Source organism: Paenibacillus sp. 01T424, from assembly GCF_056398745.1.
This window is the reverse complement of the sequence record NZ_JBFTPZ010000005.1, coordinates 275280-292321: the sequence shown is the minus strand read 5'-3', so window position 1 is coordinate 292321 and position 17042 is coordinate 275280. Positions and strand designations below refer to the sequence as shown.

Below are 17042 nucleotides of genomic sequence, written 5' to 3'. Positions count from 1 at the left end.
CGTATCTCCGATTATCCATTCATGTCCACATAGTGCAAAATTAAGTCTTGTTAGTTCAAATACTAATATGGTTTGGGAGTTTATCATCTAAGAATATGCTTTTACTAATAGACTGATAGTTTAGAGTCTGGAGAAGTTGTTTCAACTTCAGGACAACGAAAAAAACCTTAATTATGAAATTCGGTATACAGCTATGATCTTATTCCAGGCTGGGCAATATGGCCATTCAGGCTTGTGATTTTGTTCACTTGAAGTTTGACAGATACTTTAGCCAACAAATGAAAGAATCAAGCACTCAGAGAGCTAAAAGGAGAAAACAATGAGCACAAGAATAGACTTACAACATTACCCTTATATGAATGCAAGCTTGCCTATTGAAGAAAGAGTTGCGGACCTTATATCGAGAATGTCACTTGAAGAAAAGGTAAGACAGCTTGATATTTATTCTGGAAATGAAATTTCCGATTCAGTAGAAGGCTTAAATGCAGATTTGCTTAACTACGAAAAAATGGAAAAGGTATCTGCTGGAATTGGAATCGGATGCATCCAAAACCGAAATTCCAAAGCGGAGACTGCTAATAAAATTCAGGAGTATATCATCCAAAATTCAAGATGGGGGATTCCGGTACTCTTTAGTGAAGAGGGACTTCACGGTTTTGGGTGGAAAGGCTGTACAGTGCTCCCTCAGCAGGTCGCACTCGCATCAACATTTGAGCCAGAACTCGGATATAAACAAGCGAGAGTCATCGCTTCCGAAGCGCGCAGCTTTGGTATACATGAGGTTTGGGCACCTGTTCTCGATCTAGCTAGGGAAATCCGATGGGGACGAGTGGAAGAAGGATACGGAGAGGATCCTTATCTAGGGTCTATGTTCGCGGAGAACATGGTAAGAGGGCTTCAAACGGATGACCTTACAAGACCCGATGCCGTAGTGTCGGAGCCCAAACACTTTACAGGATACGGTGCTCCTAGGGGAGGACACAATTGTGCTCCGGCCATGATGGGGCATCATGATAATGCATTTTACTGTCTGCCTGTATTTGAGGCTGCTTTTCAAGCGGGTGCAATGAACACAATGTGTTCCTATAACTCTATTGACGGCACTCCTGTAGCTAGCGACCATTCGCTGCTTACTGGTGTACTTCGCGATAAGTGGGGCATGAAGGGCTTCGTACGAGCGGATATGACGGCTGTCTCCATGCTGCATACCATGCACTTTGTTGCTGAAAACAATCGGGAAGCTATCAAAATGGGTCTTGAATCCGGTGTTGACATGCAGCTTTACGACTTTCCGCATGATATATACCAGGACAGCATTATTGACCTTGTAAAATCAGGTGAGGTGGACGAGAAAGTAGTAGACACAGCTGCTGGACGTGTACTTACAGTTAAATTTACAGTTGGAATCTTTGAAAATCCATATACAGATATCGAACTTTCTTCGAAAGTTGTGCACAGTGAGGAGCACGTACAGACGGCTCTCGAAGTTGCAAGAAAGTCGATCTGCCTGTTGAAAAACAGCAAAAATACGCTTCCTCTCAAAAGAGACATTGGCAAGATTGCAGTGATTGGACCAAGCGCGGATGTTCCCCGTTACGGAGATTACAGCAGCCCAGTTGTGCCTGAGCATGCGGTTACGCTTTTGAAAGGCATCCAAAACATCGTTTCGGAAACGACCGAAGTTATCTACGCCAAGGGCTGCGAAATTCTGGAGTCCGACTTAATGACTATACCGGGCAAATGGCTCAAGGACAATGATGGCAACGAAGGACTTGTAGGTGAGTACTACAATTCTCTTTCTTTTGAGGGAGATCCTGTTTGTGTGCGAAATGACAAACAGATAAACTTCAACTGGATTTACACAAAACCTGCTGACGGTGTAAACGCAGATAACTTCACCGTTCGTTGGACAGGCAAAATTAAACCGTGCGATACAGTGGATGGTTACATTGGACTCAGCAGCATGGACAGCATGCGTTTGTGGATCGACGGCACGCTGCTTGTTGACGGTTGGGGCGACCTTGACTCCAATCAGATGGTTGCGTTCAAATTTGTCGAAGGCGAAGAGTACGATGTTAAGGTTGAGTATCTCAATGATTCACGTGGGGTAAGGGTAATCCTCGGTTACAGCCTCGGCAACGACTATATGGACGCTGCGGTTAAAGCAGCACAAGAGGCGGATGTTGCTATTGTAGCGGTGGGTGACAACGATCAGACTAGTGGAGAGAACCTGGACAGAGCGGACCTTAATCTTCCGGGCAGACAACTTGAACTCGTCAAGAGAATTTATGAAACAGGAACGCCTGTTGTTCTTGTCCTCCAAAACGGACGTCCGATGTCGATCACATGGGAGGCAGAGCATCTGCACGCGATTATAGAGGCATGGTTTGTTGGCGAGCAGGGCGGAAATGCTATTGCAGAGGTTATTTTCGGAGATGTCAATCCTGCTGGTCGTATTCCGATGTCTTTCCCAAGATCGGTTGGTCAGCTACCTGTATACTATAACCGCACACCATTCTATGGACATAAATATGTTGAAATGGACTGGCTCCCACTGTACCCATTCGGGTTTGGTCTGAGTTACACAACATTTGCGTATTCGGATCTTGACATTTCAGCAAGGGAAATTGCTCCGGATGGAACAGTGGATGTATCGTTTAACGTAACTAATACGGGAAATGTCGCAGGTGAGGAAGTTGCTCAGCTTTATATTAGGGATGAATTCAGCAGTACGGTCAGACCAGTCAAGGAGCTTGCAGGGTTTAAGCGAATTCATCTTGAAATAGGCGAAACAAAGCGCATCACGCTTACACTGGGATACAGACAACTCCGTACACTTACTAGAAGCCATGATTGGGTTGTGGAACCGGGTAAATTTGAGGTAATGGTCGGACCAAACTCGGGCGACGTTCCGCTAACAGGAGAGTTTTTCGTTCGGAAATAAATATGTATGAGTTATCACTGCTGGTATGATTCGAAATTAGGGAGGTAGTTCATTTGCCGCGTGTTCTTTTTATACGCAGCAAGGGAACTGTATCCCTTTTTTTGGTTCCATTTACCTCTGCATTTCTCCCCATTTTATGGGAATAACATGATTTTCATAAAAAATTGCTTCGAAATCAGAAAAACCTTTTGACTTTTTATAATGACCCCAATAATTACATAACGCACCGTGAGTGCTCATGAGGTTAAAGCGATTGCCGGCGATCATGAAGTAGAAGTTAGCTCAAGGAATCCGGATTAGACTTTTTCGATGAGCGTAATGATTAAAAGCGGAGTGATCATGTTATAAAGCGGAAGAAAACGGAACCTTGCGCTATTGTCACGGGATGGATGAGGTTAACAACATTCTGGAGAGAGTTAGGAACTAATGGACAATTATGATGTGTTGACTCTGCTTGCTCGATAATTATAGAGTGCTCAGTGTCGACCGTGTTGGTCAGAAAATCAATTTGTAAAACAAAATTAAACATGATCTCAAACCACTTTCTAAAGTGGTTTTTTTATTGTCTTAGTAGGTTTCTATCCTAGTTTTTTTACTCTTAATCCACCGTTCGAACAAAGCTAATTTACTTTTGCATCGTATTTATCCAGTATAAACGTTTGAATTGGATTCTAAAAATTTCTGGAGTGATGATCTTTACAGGAAAAATTATGTCTGCTAAACTAGCTACATTCTATTGTTAACCAAAATAAAAATATAAGGTTAACAATTAAACGTATTCAGCAAAAGGTGGTGTCATCCTGTGGCTATCTCTACAGTCGTTATCTTGATGACATAAAAAAGTACGGAAATGTTAAACAATTTGCCGCTAAAACAAACGAACCACCGGGCACTTTCCCCATTTCTAGCATTCCTTGGGTTAGCTTCACTGGCTTTAACCTGAACATCTATAATGAGGGAACCTATTTATTACCCATCTTTACAATGGGGAAATATTTTCAGCATGACGAAAAAATACTGTTGCCATTATCTGGACAATTCCACCATGCCGGGGTGCTGTGTAATGAGCTGCAATTACGTGCAGATACTTGTACGGAATGGTTGCCAAACTACACGGGTTAAATAGAGCAAGGAGCAGCTACTACGGTAGCTGCTCCTTGTTTCTATTAAGCTAAAGGGCAGCCTGCTCATACAATAGAATCTTAATTTATACGCTTATTCATAAGCGGTTGCACAATGCTCATATCGGGAATTGTGTATCCAATAGGCATTACTTGAAGAATACGATTCCAGATGTTTTTTTGTTCAATATCATGGGCTGATGAGAATTTGGAATCGATCATCTGCTGTAAATTATGAGCAGTTAGCAATTCTGGTCTTCTCAGGTTAAAAAGTATTGATCTTCGACGTGCTTTTTTAAGCACTCGTTTAATTATCTTTTTTTTGCGAGTCTTCTTTTTCTGTTTTTTCGTTTTCTTATTTTTAATGCGATTAGATATCTTCTTCTTCGTAAGATGCGCCATTTACTTCTTCCTTTCTTTTTCTTCCGTTGAACAGGTTGTATAGGTTGTATAATTTGTGTAGGTTGTATAGGTTGCAAACTAATTCCGTTATCTATTTCTGGATGCTTGCTTTTCGCGAGATTATACAAATCGACGACACGTTCAGTCATCGCATGCAATGACCAATGTTCCTCTCCCCATCTCTTTGCATGATTTGCCAGCTCAATCAGAGATGTTGAATCATCTTCATCTAAGGCAGATCTTAAGCAATGAAACAGCTGATCTCTATCTCCAGCATGAAATACAAGTCCAGTCGATGAGTGGGTTACCATTTCTGGAATACCACCAGCGTCTGAAGTGATGACTGGCTTGCCTGCAATTTGTGCTTCGATAATGGCAAATGGCTGGTTATCCTGCATGCTGGGCAGGACGACAAAATCAGCTTGTCGAAGCAATTCAGGAACATCCTCGCGGTTTCCCATAAAGATAACGTGATCAGTAAGACCGAGATTATTGGCAGTTTGCGTTATTTCTTCACGAAGAAAACCATCTCCTACGAACCAACAAATCCAATCCGTACGTTCTTCTTTTAGTTTGGCTAGTGCATAGATGAGATGGATTTGACCTTTCACAACATCAAAGCGTGCAGGGCACATAAATACTTTCTTCTCAGCAGGTCTTGTAACATTTGATTCTCGATTCATGTTTTGAAGAAACTCGTCAATGTCAAAACCATAATGGCTGACTGTAATACTATGTTCTGGAACAGAAAATTCATTTACTAAAACATCTTTTAACCACTGCGAGGGCGAGATTGTTACATCACTGACGGTTGCACCCAAATTTTCACGTATGGCCGAATAGTGCCAAAGCGGGGTATTTGTGTCTTGTTCCAGTAACCCCAATTCTTTCAACTTAACAAACCACTCTTTGGTGAGACAGCCATGAATTGTCGTTACTAAAGGAGTTTTAGGAGATTTAACACGTGACAACGCATGTGCGCTAACAATGTCCTGTGCATGGATAATGTCATAATCGGATAAGTCGAAGTACAAGGCAGCTGCTTCAATACAATACCGCTCAATTTCGGTGCTAGTTATCCATGGATCAGTTCCGGGCAAATAGTGATTCATATAGAGACTAGTCTGATCGGCAATAAGAGATGTTAGTTTGCTTTTATCAATGAATAAGCTTTTTCCTGGGACATGGAATCCCTGTCCATCCGGCGTCGGGGAGAATATATCTACTTGATGCCCTGCGAGCTGTAATCCTTTTGACAACTGATTGACATACGTATTTACGCCACCTGCATGAGGTAGAGACCAGCTGCAGGCGATTAGTATTCGCATTTGTTCCCCTCCGGTCAATTTGTCTGTCATTCCACTATCATATGAGTCTATTACAATAATGTTAACTTACATCCACCTATTTTTCTCTCGTATCATTACAGGCGATTGTCAATCAACAATTGCATCCAGTCGGTATAATTCAATATCCTCAAAATCTTATAAACTTCGTGACATTCTACTATTTCTGTAAAATATAGACTTTTATCTAATGCGATTTTGATTAATTTTCGTATGATGCTAGAAGATTAGTCAAAGGAGTTGAGAGAGTGAAAGAGCATGCTACTAATTATAAAATTGGTATTATTGGGCTAGGGTACGTTGGATTGCCATTGGCTGAGTTGTTTCTTGAGAAAGGTAATACGGTTTATGGTATTGATACTGATGAACGAAAAATCAATATGTTAAACAAGCGTCAATCCTATTTGTCTGACTATAAGAAAAACGAGATTCGAAATCTTTTCAGTAAAAATAGTTTTCATGTTGGGACTACCTTCAATGTCATCGAGAAAGTCGATGTCATAATCATTTGTGTGCCTACGCCGCTAGATGATCATGATCAACCTGATTTGAAATATGTGATTGGAGCTGCACAAAATTTGCTTCCACATTTGCGAAGAGGTCAACTCATTGTATTGGAAAGTTCTACGTACCCGGGAACTTGTGAGGAGCTGCTTAAGCCGATTTTGGAGTCCACTGGTCTCCTAGTAGGCAAAGAAATTTCGCTCGCATATTCACCAGAACGAATTGATCCCGGTTCGAAATGGGAATTGGAGCATATCCCCAAAGTTGTCGGAGGCGTAACGCCATCATGCACATCGTATGCCAAGGAAGTATATGAAGCAGTGTTTAAACGCATGGTCGTCGTGTCTTCACCGCGCGTTGCCGAAATGACGAAGCTGCTCGAGAACAGTCAGCGTTATTTGAATATCTCTTTTATGAACAGTCTGTTGAAGATATGCGAGGAGCTGGATATAAGCCTATGGGAAGTGATCGAGGCAGCAGGTACAAAGCCATATGGTTTTACGAAATATTATCCAGGTCCTGGTGTTGGCGGACATTGTATACCGGTTGACCCATTATATTTGTTGTGGAAGTCGAGGGAACACCATATTGATCTGCCTTTTATTGAGCTTTGCCGTCAGGTAAATGAGGATATGCCTAGTTTAATAGTAGAACGGGTTGCAAAGACTTTGCGTCCTAAAGAGCTAAACGAATGCAATGTACTTGTCATCGGGGTTACGTATAAGAAAGATGTAAATGATATGCGAGAGTCCATCGCGCTGCACATTATAGAGCAACTGCTAGAATCCGGAGTTAAGGTAGATTATTTTGACCCGTATGTAAATGAACTGAAAATTGGCGAAACGGTGCTTCATGCAGTCCCGCTTACGGCACGAAATATGAGAAATATTGATTGTACGTTAATTTTAACGGATCATTCGAATATTCCTTACGAGCTATTTGTGAAACACACACCTGTTGTCATAGATACACGCAATGCTACAAGCAAAGTCGCAGACCGTAAAAACGTCATCTTACTTTAAAAGGGGGGGATTTCAATGAAAATAGTAGTAACTGGTGGCGCAGGTTTTATCGGCTCACATTTAGTTGAGCGTTTGCTGGAGGAAGGCCACACCGTTTGGACAATAGATGATTTCTCGAATGGGCGGCCGGAATTTTTATCCCATCTCCAAAATCATAAACGTCACACACTTATCCAAGGCTCAGTAATGGATCGAGTGGTGATGAAGAAATTGATTGCCAAAGCTGATGTTGTTTACCACTTAGCGGCTGTTCTAGGCGTTAAAAATACGGTAGATGATCCCATTAAAGTTATAGAAGGCAACATTGACGGTACACGCAATGTACTTGAATTAGCATATCCGCGCCATGTCAAAGTCATTTTTGCTTCAACATCCGAAATATATGGAAAAAATGAGGAGCTGCCTTTTCACGAAATGTCCGGACGTATCTATGGTGCCCCATCTGTTCATCGTTGGTGCTATGCAACGGCGAAGTCGCTGGATGAGCATATGTGCTTTGCTTATGCCCAAAAGGGACTGCCAGTTACCGTGCTTCGGTATTTCAACGCATACGGACCTAGGCAAACAAATTCGCAATATGGCGGTGTTGTAGCACAATTCATTAAGGCAGCCTTGAAGGGAGAGCTACTTGAGGTTTATGGAGATGGGTTTCAAAAACGTTGTTTCACTTATGTAGAGGATACGATCTCTGGTACTTTAGCAGCACTCAAGCCGGAAGCTAACGGACTTGCATTCAATATCGGTACGAACCGCTCTATCTCGATTAGGGAACTTGCAAACTTGATTGTTTCTCTTAGCAATTCGACATCTTCTATCGTGTCCAAAACGTATGATGAAGCTTATGGCGCGGGTTATGAGGATATACCGGCACGAGAGCCGGACTTAACAAGATCACAAACTTTGCTTGGCTATAGACCTTCCGTGAAGTTGGAAGAAGGACTTATGAGAACAATAGATTGGTATCGAAATCATATATGATTTTTGTTCCTTTTGGCTGAAAGAGGGGTGACGGATGAAAATTGCACTTGTTTCATATTGGTGTGTTCCATATACAGGTGGAGTATCCACTTATGTATTGGCACTCAGGAAAGGACTTGAAGATAGGGGGCATGAGGTCGATATCCTCTCTCATAACGAAACTGGGCAGAATTACCACGTTGTCGATAAAGGTAAGTCGATTGATAAGCAAGCTGTATTAACTCCGATCATGCAGTATATGGGTCTTCGGTTCAATGAGAAATCATTGAATTATGATTCTTGGTTGGCAGCAATGGACGGGGAACGAATCGCTTTCCGTCAAGCATTATCCGAATTTTCCTTAAAGGAATATGACCTGATTCATGCGCAAGATGTGATCTCTGCGATTGGAGTATCTGAAGTTAAGCCGCGAACTACACCTCTTATTGTAACCCTTCACGGGAAACTAGAAGCCGAATGGAGGCTTCAAGGTTATATTTCTGATGATACCCTATCTGAACAATGGGGAAATGCGCTCGATCATTATGGAAGCATGGTTGGTGATTGGAATATTTACCCTTCCAAATGGCTTAAACAACAATATGAATCAACTGGGCTCATGAATGATATACAAATGGATGTTATTCCATATGGATTCGATACGTTATCTTTCCTCCATAAATCTACTAATGGAATAATAACGACTAAACCAGAAGGGGTGAAGCTGTTGGTCTGTCCCGCGCGTCTAGATCAGGTGAAAGGCCATGATGTTTTATTCCATGCACTTTCATTGCTGTTAAAGAACCGTTCGGATTGGATATGTTGGTTGATCGGAGACGGACCGCTGCGGGATAGTCTTGAACAAGTGATGAACCAGTATAATCTGGAGGGCCATGTCAAGTTTCTTGGACATCGGAACGATATGGCAGCTCTATTGAAGGAAGCGGATTACGTTGTAGTGCCAAGCATTCATGATAATTTTCCGTTCGTGGTCATGGAATCGCAAGCAATGGGGAAACCGATCATTGCTTCAGCAGTAGGAGGTATTCCAGAGATGATAACTCATGGCGAGAACGGTTTATTAGTGCCAGCCGGTCGAGCAGATTTGTTATGCAGCCAAATTCATAAACTATTCAATGATGACTCTCTTCGAAAACGTCTGGCCAATAAAGCCAGATCTTATGGACTCAAAAAATGGTCATTGGATAAGATGTGCGATCGAACTTTACAGCTGTACGAAAAGGCGCTTCAAGTCAAGAGAGGTGAAGTAAATTGAAAATTTTACTTGCAACGTACTGGCTGATCCCCCATGTTGGAGGGGTTTGGGTCTATATTCAAGATTTAAAAGCAAGCTTGGAACGACTAGGTCATGAGGTGGATGTGTTCGCTAGGCATCCGGATGAAAATAGCTATTATATGGCTAATACTGGTGAGCGGGTAGAGAAAGAGAGATTTAAACGGCTCGTCGAAGGCGAAATACGAGCGATCTACGCTCCATACCAGTCGCTAATTGATCCATGGATTGTTGAACAGGAAATTGAGTTCTGCTCTTATGCCCTTGCAGCATCTTATTTTGGACTTGGAAAATATGATTTGATTCATACTCAGGATGTCATTTCATCCCGAGCACTATGGCAAATTAAACCGGAAGAGATACCATTAATAAGTACAATCCATGGATGTCTCTCAACTGACTACTGGGTATCGCTCGAAGGGAAATTGCCGTCCGATACGATTTGGAAGTATGCATGTGCTCGGGAGTATTATGGCGCAACTTCAAGCGATTTGACTATTGTTCCGACGAAATGGCTGCATGATACGCTCGTTGGATATATGGTGCCTTCCCAGCATATGGAGGTTATCCCATATGGGATGAACGTGGAGCTATATTTGCAACGGATGAATGAACGCTCTACCTTTACGATACCGGATGCAGCGAATGTCATCATCTGTCCTGCGCGATTTGACAAAGTAAAAGGGCACAGCTGTTTACTAGATGCTCTGTATACTCTCAAACAAATAAGAAATGATTGGATATGTCTACTCGTTGGTGATGGGAATCTTCGGTCAGAGTTAGAGTCGAAAGCAAACCGCTTGGGCTTAGCTAGTCACGTCATTTTTACGGGCAGCAGAAATGACGTTCCGTCATTGATTAAGCAGTCTGATATCGTCGTGCTCGCAAGCTTAAATGACAATCATCCGTTTACTGTCATGGAAGCGCAGATTGCACATAAGCCACTCGTTGTTTCCAATGCTGGCGGTATTCCGGAAATGGTGAAACACAATCATACGGGATTGGTTGCAAAAGCTGGGGACAGTGACGAATTGTCACACTGCTTGAATGCACTGCTGGATGATCATAAGCTTCGCAATAAGCTTGCAGCAAATGGTTACAAATGGGGCGTGAATCGATGGTCACTAACGACCATGGAGCAGCTAACCACCCATCTTTATGAACAGCTCTTGAATAAACAGCGTATACGAAAAGTAACACATCCTCCGAAACATGTTGGAAGACATGGGGCATGGATAAGCTCATCACTAAGAGAAGTGTACAATATGTACATCCCGCAATCCTATTCAATTGTTGATGATCATATTATTGGTTCCGTTCTATATCAAGGAAAATAAAAAAACTATCTGAAAGGAAAGATTTCATGACCAATATACAAATCACTCCATCAGGTCCTCAACAAGAACCTTCCATCGCTCTTAATTCACTGGATCAATCTACTGTCATCGTAACAACAAATGATCTGCGGTCGGGGAATAATATGACGACGATCTACCGGTCAGTCAATGGCGGTGCATCATACACCGAGATGCTGAATCCCCCTCCAGCGGGGTTCGCGGCATCAGGTGATGGTGTAGCAGCGTACGGTTATCCTAATCTGTTTCTTGTTGCAGCGACAGCTTTGAATGTGAACCCTGTAAGGGACTCGTCCATTATCGTGTACCGCTCGACGAACAATGGCGCCTCCTTTTCAACCCCAATCATTGTAAACCAGGGGTTTGGCACCGCGGTATATAACGACAAGCCGTCAATACGCATAGATACGTCGAATGGCAGTCCGTATCTTGGTCAAGCATATATTGCTTTTACACGTTATTTCAACAATTTCCAAAGCTCTGAAACATTGATTTCGCGATCACTAGACCAAGGGATAACCTGGTCTACCCCCTTTCTGTTAACAAATCAAGTTCAAGATGTTTCGAATTTTGGATCGAGTATCGCAATTGGTCCCGCAGGCGAAATTTATGTCGGATGGATGCAATATGGTCCAGGAACGCCGCAATTTCTTATGCGCAGATCAGATGATGGGGGAGTGACGTATGGTCCTATTATTACCATATCGACAGTCTCGTTAGTTCCAACCCCTCTTCCTGTTCCAACCTTTGGTTTTCGCGTCTTGACGATTGCTTATTTAGCCGTAGATATCTCGCCATTTAACGGAGAAGGCATCGTCTATGCTGCTTGGCAAGACAACCGTACAGGTTCTGCACATATATTTCTTTCGCGATCGACTGACAAAGGCGTTTCATGGTCAACGCCAATTCAAGTAGATGATAGCCCTTCAGGATCGCAAAATATTTTGCCCAATTTAACGGTATCGCGTGATAATGGCGGGGTGAAGGTGATGTACTATACGAACCGTGTAAGCAACTCGTTAATCGATGTGTTTTTAGCTGAATCAAACAATGCCGGTTCGTCGTTTGCGCCTAATCTTCGTGTGACGAGCGTCTCCTTCGATCCGAATGCGGACCCGTCATTAGGCACTCCAACACCATCGATTGGTGATTATAACGACCTAATTGTAAAAGCAACTGGCGCAGCACTCATTGTCTGGATGGACACACGGACGGGATCACAGAACATCTTCGAGGATATCTAAACAAAGAGCGAATTGATTTCCAGCCTAACGGAAATCAATTCGCCATACTGCTTAGTATAGAAACGGTAAAGGTATCGGACTATTGTGTTACAGAAGAACGGTACCGTCCAAATGAACTGGACCAATAATCGTAGCAACGTTTTGACCGATATGTTCAACAGTTAATGCGTATTGCTGGAATGTGCCAACGATAGCAGGAATAGCCGTCTCGGTGTGTTGGAAAGAAGTCGTGAAATCGAGCGGTACCCATGGACCTTCACTTGCGGTTCCTAAAAATACGGAATCAGTCGTTTGGAAGACTACCGTCGCGGGGGCACTCGTTCCGCCGCGTCGAATGCGGAAGAGAAGCTTCGGTACGATATTCAGAACGAGTAATTGCGCCTCCCAGCCGATGGTTGCTTTTAACTCAATCCGGTTGTTTACACTAGTAACTTGAAGAAAGATAGATGTCAGCAGCACTTCCGAACCGGGAGAAATAGAAAGGGGGAGAGACCCTGTTCCAACGGGAACTTCTTGAAACTGGTAGTCATTAATGATTACAGCCATAGCTTTCACCTCCTTTCCTATTGAAAAAAGCATGAATTGGGATATTTAAAAGCCAATCGTTGTACCCATTAACGTTACCGGACCAACAACCGTAATCGTTCCGAGTCCATTGCTTTGCACAGTCAAAAAGTATTGTTGAAACGAACCGACAAGGCTTTGATCAGGCGATTCTACGTGATTTAAAGTTGTTGTTATGATGTTCGAGATCAACCCGCCTGTTCCTAAAAATTCCGAATCTGTTGTTTGATAGACCTCAGGGAATGCCACCGTAGACCCCCCGCGTCGGATGCGGAATGTGAGTTTGGGTACAATCGGAAGCAAAAGTAATTCAGCTTGCCAACCGACCGTAGCTTGTAATACTAATTTATTGCTTGTGCTCGTGACATTAAGAAATACGGATGTTAATAACGTTTCGGTACCGGCAGCCAGCAATAATGGTAATGACTGTGTGTTTTGCTTCACTTCTTGTGACGCAAAATCAACTAAAAATGCCATACTCTCAACTCCTTTTTAATCGTAAATTACCCGATAATTGATCCTAATAATGTAACGGGTCCAATAATTGTCGCCCCACCCGTGCCACTCAGTTGCGCGGTTAAAAAATACTGTTGATAGGTTCCTGCAATTGCGGGGGTATCAGGAGAGTCGGAACGCTGAAGGGATGTAGTCAAGTCAGAAGTCAGTACCGGTATCAAGTTGCCAGCTCCTAGAAAAACGGAATCTGTAGTCTGAAAGATGAGCGTGCTAGCTGGTGTGAATCCACCGCGGCGGATACGGAAGATGACCTCAGGAACTAGGGGCAGCAGTGATAGTTGAGCCTCCCAGCCGACGGTAGCAGACAGTTCCACTTCCACATTCGCATTAGCGATATTAAGAAAGATAGAGGTCAGCAAAACTTCTGTGCCAGCTGGCAAATTAAGAGGAAGCGACATTTGTCCGATAGAAACTTCTTGTGAAGCAAAATCAATCAATTGAGCCATTTACGCAGCTCCTTTCCTGTTCAATTGAATATTACATTATAGTAGATTCATAGATTCACATCGCGGACACGGATAGATGTACCCGTTTAAAGGTTTGATTTTTTTGGTTATTGGAGGAAAGAGAATGGATGACGAAATTACGAAGATGGAACGAATGTACGCGACGTCCTTCCACGATGTCATGATGGATCATCATTATCGATATCATTTTGCATTGAACTACATTCGTCGTGGAGATTATATATTGGATGCGGCTTGCGGCTCAGGGTATGGCACTCATTACTTGGCTACAAACTCTGCTTGCACACTGACTATCGGTGTGGATCGATCGGATCATGCATTAAATTGGGCGATTGATCATTTCTACTGCGACAATACCGTTTATGTGAAAAGCGACTTATCTGGATTGTTTCAAGAAGAACTTCCTATCCAAAAGTTCGATGTTATTACCTGCTTCGAAACCGTCGAGCATATGAAGGATGATCGGTCATTCGTCCAGAAGCTTTATGATTCTCTTAATGTAAACGGCATTCTTCTTATCTCAGCACCAAATGAAAAGGTTATTCCGCATTTGAACAATCCGTACTTCCTAGGTGGTGTGAATCCTCATCACTATCGCCATTATCAACCTAATGAATTGTCCAGCTTGTTGACGGATTGTGGCTTTCGTATCCAACAGGTATGTACACAAGATAATGAGACGTATGAGCTTATTATAGGCCGTGATGATGGTTTTACAACGGTTCTTGTTGCCATGAAATGAATAAAAAATAGGCGATCGCTCTCAGGCTGAATGCCGAGAAACGATCGCCGCTTTAGCCTATTATTTACGGTAATACTCATAAGTTTGTGTTAATCCTTCGATTAAGCTAACTTTCGGCCGCCAACCCAATATTTGTTCAGCTTTCAAATTATCGAGACAGCTGTCCATAATATCACCTGGCCGCTCTGGGCCATGTGCAACATCTATGGCTGAGCCGTGAATCATATTTAACCTATGCACTAAGTTATTAATCGAAGTAGGCAAGGCTGTACTTATGTTGATCGTTTCTTGATTCCCTTGACGGCTCGCAGCTATATTTGCTCTTACAACATCTTGCACAAAAATAAAATCGCGATTCTGATTGCCGCTGCCATGCACAAAAAGCGGAAGCCCCTTATGCAGGTTGCTCATAAATATGGCAATAACGCCACCTTCACCTTTTGCAGTTTGACGAGGACCATATACGTTGCTATAACGTAATATCGTGTAGTTAATGCCGTTCAATTCATGAAACAATCGAATATAGCACTCGCTTGCATGTTTGGATAAACCATAATAGGAAATCGGAGAAGGTAATGCATCCTCCGATGCACGTTCTTTTTTTGAGACACCATATACGGCCGAGGTAGACGAGAATATGATTTTTCCGACGCCAGCTTGCTTGCAAGCATGAATAAGCCGCACGGTACCAACGATATTTACGTTAGCGTCGAATGCAGGGTCGGCTATCGACCGTTGAACATCAACCTGAGCTGCCATATGAAACACAACATCCGGCTTAACTGTTTGAATGATTTGAGAAGATGAATCGCTGTTTATATCTTCAATATGCAATGTTGCTGCAGGATTTACATTTTTTATTGATCCAGTTGTAAGATTGTCGATAATGTGTACCTCAGCGCCATTATCGATAAGCATATCTGTAAGATGGGAACCAATAAAACCTGCACCTCCTGTAACCAAAGCTTTCATAACACAACTCCCCACTATGACGTTTTGATTCATCATATGCATAAAAAAGGGATTGGAATATGTATTCATACCCTAGGTTATAGCCAATTTGACAGCAGAAATAATAATGGAGCGGCATATATTACGCCCCTCCATGTGGATGACAAACCTGCCGGTATTATGAACGTTGCTCCGGGTACCAAGATTCCAGCTAATGCAAATAGCTTATTTAGGTTATAGGTTTGAAATAATATTTTGTATGTTGTTGATCATTCCTGTCCATACCGTAATCTGTCTGTCGGGATATGTGAATGCAACATCAATATAGTCTCCTAAAGACGGGCAAGGCTCCCCATAACTCGGATCTGCGTTAGGATCAAATGAAGTGTCTGATAGGCGGGTATTAACAGCAAAAGTGGCGCCTGCATCTCCTGAAGTTGTGCCATAAACATCAAGCATACTGGAGTCGACGCGATTCGTGTAATACACAATTTGGATGAGTCCCGTACTACGAGAAACCGCAATATTCGGATAAAAATTTTGCGTACCAGTGGGGCTGTCATCCACTTGAATCGGTGTCGACCAAGTATTTCCTTGATCGGTTGACCTCGATAAGTAGATGTGCGAAAAGCCAGTCTGATAACCTTGCCAAACGGCGTATAGTATTCCTTGGCCGAGATTGGCCGAAATATCTACCGCAAGGAAGGCGCTGGTCAAGACGCGGAAAGCGAATCCGGGTACGGGAAGGGGACTTGGGACGAGGGAAATATTCGATACTACAACAATCGGATTAAAGGTCGCACCTCCATCATCGGATCGTCGAATGAGGAATTGAGGATTACCTGGTGCATACTGCGCCCATGCTACATAGACCTGTCCCGTTGGTCCTATTGCTACATTCGTGCCGAACACGGCGGTTCCTGTCGTTTGATTTGACAAAAGAATGGGAATCGACCACGTTTGTCCTAGATCGAGAGAACGTTGATAAAAAGTGCCTGAGGTGGCGAAATTGTCATAATATCGTGTAAAGCCAACATGTGCCAGACCGAGATAAGGACTTCCGTTAGAGTTATCGAGTTGAATGAAGGGTTTATCATTATATATTTGCTGTCCAAAGCCCTCACATGTAATGACCGGAGCGGAGAAAATAACTCCATTATCTGTAGAAGTATAGACGGTGATAGAAGAATCCATGACCGGATTCGTGTTCAGTGCGGTGCAGGCTATCATAAATGTATTGCGATAGCCATAAGTGCCTATAGCATTACCTTGGGTAGTAAAACCGACAGGTAGAGTCAGCGTCGGACTGGTTGGGTACGTAAACCCGCCATCCTGCGACACATATACATTGATTCTGGAAGTTCCTGTAGAAATGCTGCTAGATGTAACAATGACGGTTAAGTTGTTCAAAGTATTAACGGTAATGGAAGGCTCTTGCTGTGATTGCGCACCCATAGTAACCGGTATGTTCGTCAAATAGATGTCCTCCTCATGGTAGATTTTATAAATGGAGAAAAACAACTTGTCACCTACAAACTGTAGGAACAAGTTGTTTTCTTTTATTATCCTAGAACTTGCCCTGTAAGGTTTATCGGTCCGGTAATGGCCACGTT

14 protein-coding genes are annotated in these 17042 nt (G+C 42.8%); 8 read left to right on the top strand and 6 right to left on the bottom strand.

Translation table 11 applies throughout. The features are described from left to right. Nucleotides 1-319: 319 nt before the first annotated feature. Entirely contained in the window at nucleotides 320-2944 is a 2625-nt protein-coding gene (locus AC1DPK_RS06910) for a glycoside hydrolase family 3 protein (RefSeq protein ID WP_477509768.1), read from the top strand. Nucleotides 2945-3733: 789 nt separating this feature from the next. Then, nucleotides 3734-4066, top strand: a complete 333-nt coding sequence (locus AC1DPK_RS06905) for a CatA-like O-acetyltransferase (protein ID WP_477509767.1) — start codon at nucleotides 3734-3736, stop codon at nucleotides 4064-4066. A gap of 310 nt (nucleotides 4067-4376) precedes the next feature. On the opposite strand, the gene AC1DPK_RS06900 is transcribed toward AC1DPK_RS06905, so the two are convergent. Then, the gene (locus AC1DPK_RS06900) at nucleotides 4377-5795 is read right to left on the bottom strand and encodes a glycosyltransferase family 4 protein (protein ID WP_477509766.1); all 1419 of its coding nucleotides are present in this window, start codon (nucleotides 5793-5795) and stop codon (nucleotides 4377-4379) included. Between the two features lie 266 nt (nucleotides 5796-6061). Here AC1DPK_RS06900 and AC1DPK_RS06895 point away from each other — a divergent pair, with 266 nt between their 5' ends. From AC1DPK_RS06895 to AC1DPK_RS06875, 5 genes are read left to right on the top strand one after another with little or no spacing between them, the layout of a single operon-like run. After that, nucleotides 6062-7339: a nucleotide sugar dehydrogenase gene (locus AC1DPK_RS06895; RefSeq protein ID WP_441874886.1), complete on the top strand. Its 1278-nt coding sequence runs from the start codon at nucleotides 6062-6064 to the stop codon at nucleotides 7337-7339. Nucleotides 7340-7354: 15 nt separating this feature from the next. Then, nucleotides 7355-8317, top strand: a complete 963-nt coding sequence (locus AC1DPK_RS06890) for an NAD-dependent epimerase/dehydratase family protein (RefSeq protein ID WP_441874888.1) — start codon at nucleotides 7355-7357, stop codon at nucleotides 8315-8317. Nucleotides 8318-8351: 34 nt separating this feature from the next. After that, nucleotides 8352-9572 carry a glycosyltransferase family 4 protein gene (locus tag AC1DPK_RS06885; RefSeq protein WP_441874890.1) on the top strand — a complete coding sequence of 407 codons (1221 nt, stop codon included), beginning with the start codon at nucleotides 8352-8354 and terminating at the stop codon, nucleotides 9570-9572. Further along, the gene (locus tag AC1DPK_RS06880) at nucleotides 9569-10927 is read left to right on the top strand and encodes a glycosyltransferase family 4 protein (RefSeq protein ID WP_477509765.1); all 1359 of its coding nucleotides are present in this window, start codon (nucleotides 9569-9571) and stop codon (nucleotides 10925-10927) included. The genes AC1DPK_RS06885 and AC1DPK_RS06880 overlap by 4 nt, the downstream gene beginning before the upstream one ends. A gap of 26 nt (nucleotides 10928-10953) precedes the next feature. Then, nucleotides 10954-12189 (top strand): sialidase family protein, encoded by a 1236-nt coding sequence (locus tag AC1DPK_RS06875; protein ID WP_477509764.1) that lies wholly within the window; start codon nucleotides 10954-10956, stop codon nucleotides 12187-12189. 87 nt (nucleotides 12190-12276) lie between these two features. On the opposite strand, the gene AC1DPK_RS06870 is transcribed toward AC1DPK_RS06875, so the two are convergent. From AC1DPK_RS06870 to AC1DPK_RS06860, 3 genes are read right to left on the bottom strand one after another with little or no spacing between them, the layout of a single operon-like run. Continuing rightward, entirely contained in the window at nucleotides 12277-12735 is a 459-nt protein-coding gene (locus tag AC1DPK_RS06870) for a hypothetical protein (RefSeq protein ID WP_475442679.1), read from the bottom strand. A 45-nt stretch (nucleotides 12736-12780) separates the two neighbouring features. After that, nucleotides 12781-13230 (bottom strand): hypothetical protein, encoded by a 450-nt coding sequence (locus AC1DPK_RS06865; RefSeq protein WP_076265539.1) that lies wholly within the window; start codon nucleotides 13228-13230, stop codon nucleotides 12781-12783. A 26-nt stretch (nucleotides 13231-13256) separates the two neighbouring features. Further along, on the bottom strand, nucleotides 13257-13715 hold the full coding sequence (locus AC1DPK_RS06860) for a hypothetical protein (protein WP_339203094.1): 459 nt from the start codon (nucleotides 13713-13715) through the stop codon (nucleotides 13257-13259). Between the two features lie 124 nt (nucleotides 13716-13839). Here AC1DPK_RS06860 and AC1DPK_RS06855 point away from each other — a divergent pair, with 124 nt between their 5' ends. Beyond that, nucleotides 13840-14478 (top strand): class I SAM-dependent methyltransferase, encoded by a 639-nt coding sequence (locus AC1DPK_RS06855; protein ID WP_441874899.1) that lies wholly within the window; start codon nucleotides 13840-13842, stop codon nucleotides 14476-14478. A 60-nt stretch (nucleotides 14479-14538) separates the two neighbouring features. Here the strand turns inward: AC1DPK_RS06855 and AC1DPK_RS06850 are convergent, their stop codons facing one another. Together AC1DPK_RS06850 and AC1DPK_RS06845 are read right to left on the bottom strand one after the other, a co-directional pair. Continuing rightward, nucleotides 14539-15450, bottom strand: coding sequence for an NAD-dependent epimerase/dehydratase family protein (locus AC1DPK_RS06850; RefSeq protein WP_477509763.1), 912 nt, complete (start codon nucleotides 15448-15450; stop codon nucleotides 14539-14541). 213 nt (nucleotides 15451-15663) lie between these two features. Continuing rightward, nucleotides 15664-16905, bottom strand: coding sequence for a sialidase family protein (locus AC1DPK_RS06845; RefSeq protein ID WP_477509762.1), 1242 nt, complete (start codon nucleotides 16903-16905; stop codon nucleotides 15664-15666). Between the last annotated feature and the right edge of the window lie 137 nt (nucleotides 16906-17042).

Coding starts and splice junctions, on each gene's coding strand:
- AC1DPK_RS06885 (WP_441874890.1), top strand. CDS start 8,352: ATGAAAATTGCACTTGTTTCATATTGGTGTGTTCCATATACAGGTGGA.
- AC1DPK_RS06900 (WP_477509766.1), bottom strand. CDS start 5,795: ATGCGAATACTAATCGCCTGCAGCTGGTCTCTACCTCATGCAGGTGGC.
- AC1DPK_RS06875 (WP_477509764.1), top strand. CDS start 10,954: ATGACCAATATACAAATCACTCCATCAGGTCCTCAACAAGAACCTTCC.
- AC1DPK_RS06910 (WP_477509768.1), top strand. CDS start 320: ATGAGCACAAGAATAGACTTACAACATTACCCTTATATGAATGCAAGC.
- AC1DPK_RS06870 (WP_475442679.1), bottom strand. CDS start 12,735: ATGGCTGTAATCATTAATGACTACCAGTTTCAAGAAGTTCCCGTTGGA.
- AC1DPK_RS06850 (WP_477509763.1), bottom strand. CDS start 15,450: ATGAAAGCTTTGGTTACAGGAGGTGCAGGTTTTATTGGTTCCCATCTT.
- AC1DPK_RS06860 (WP_339203094.1), bottom strand. CDS start 13,715: ATGGCTCAATTGATTGATTTTGCTTCACAAGAAGTTTCTATCGGACAA.
- AC1DPK_RS06865 (WP_076265539.1), bottom strand. CDS start 13,230: ATGGCATTTTTAGTTGATTTTGCGTCACAAGAAGTGAAGCAAAACACA.
- AC1DPK_RS06890 (WP_441874888.1), top strand. CDS start 7,355: ATGAAAATAGTAGTAACTGGTGGCGCAGGTTTTATCGGCTCACATTTA.
- AC1DPK_RS06855 (WP_441874899.1), top strand. CDS start 13,840: ATGGATGACGAAATTACGAAGATGGAACGAATGTACGCGACGTCCTTC.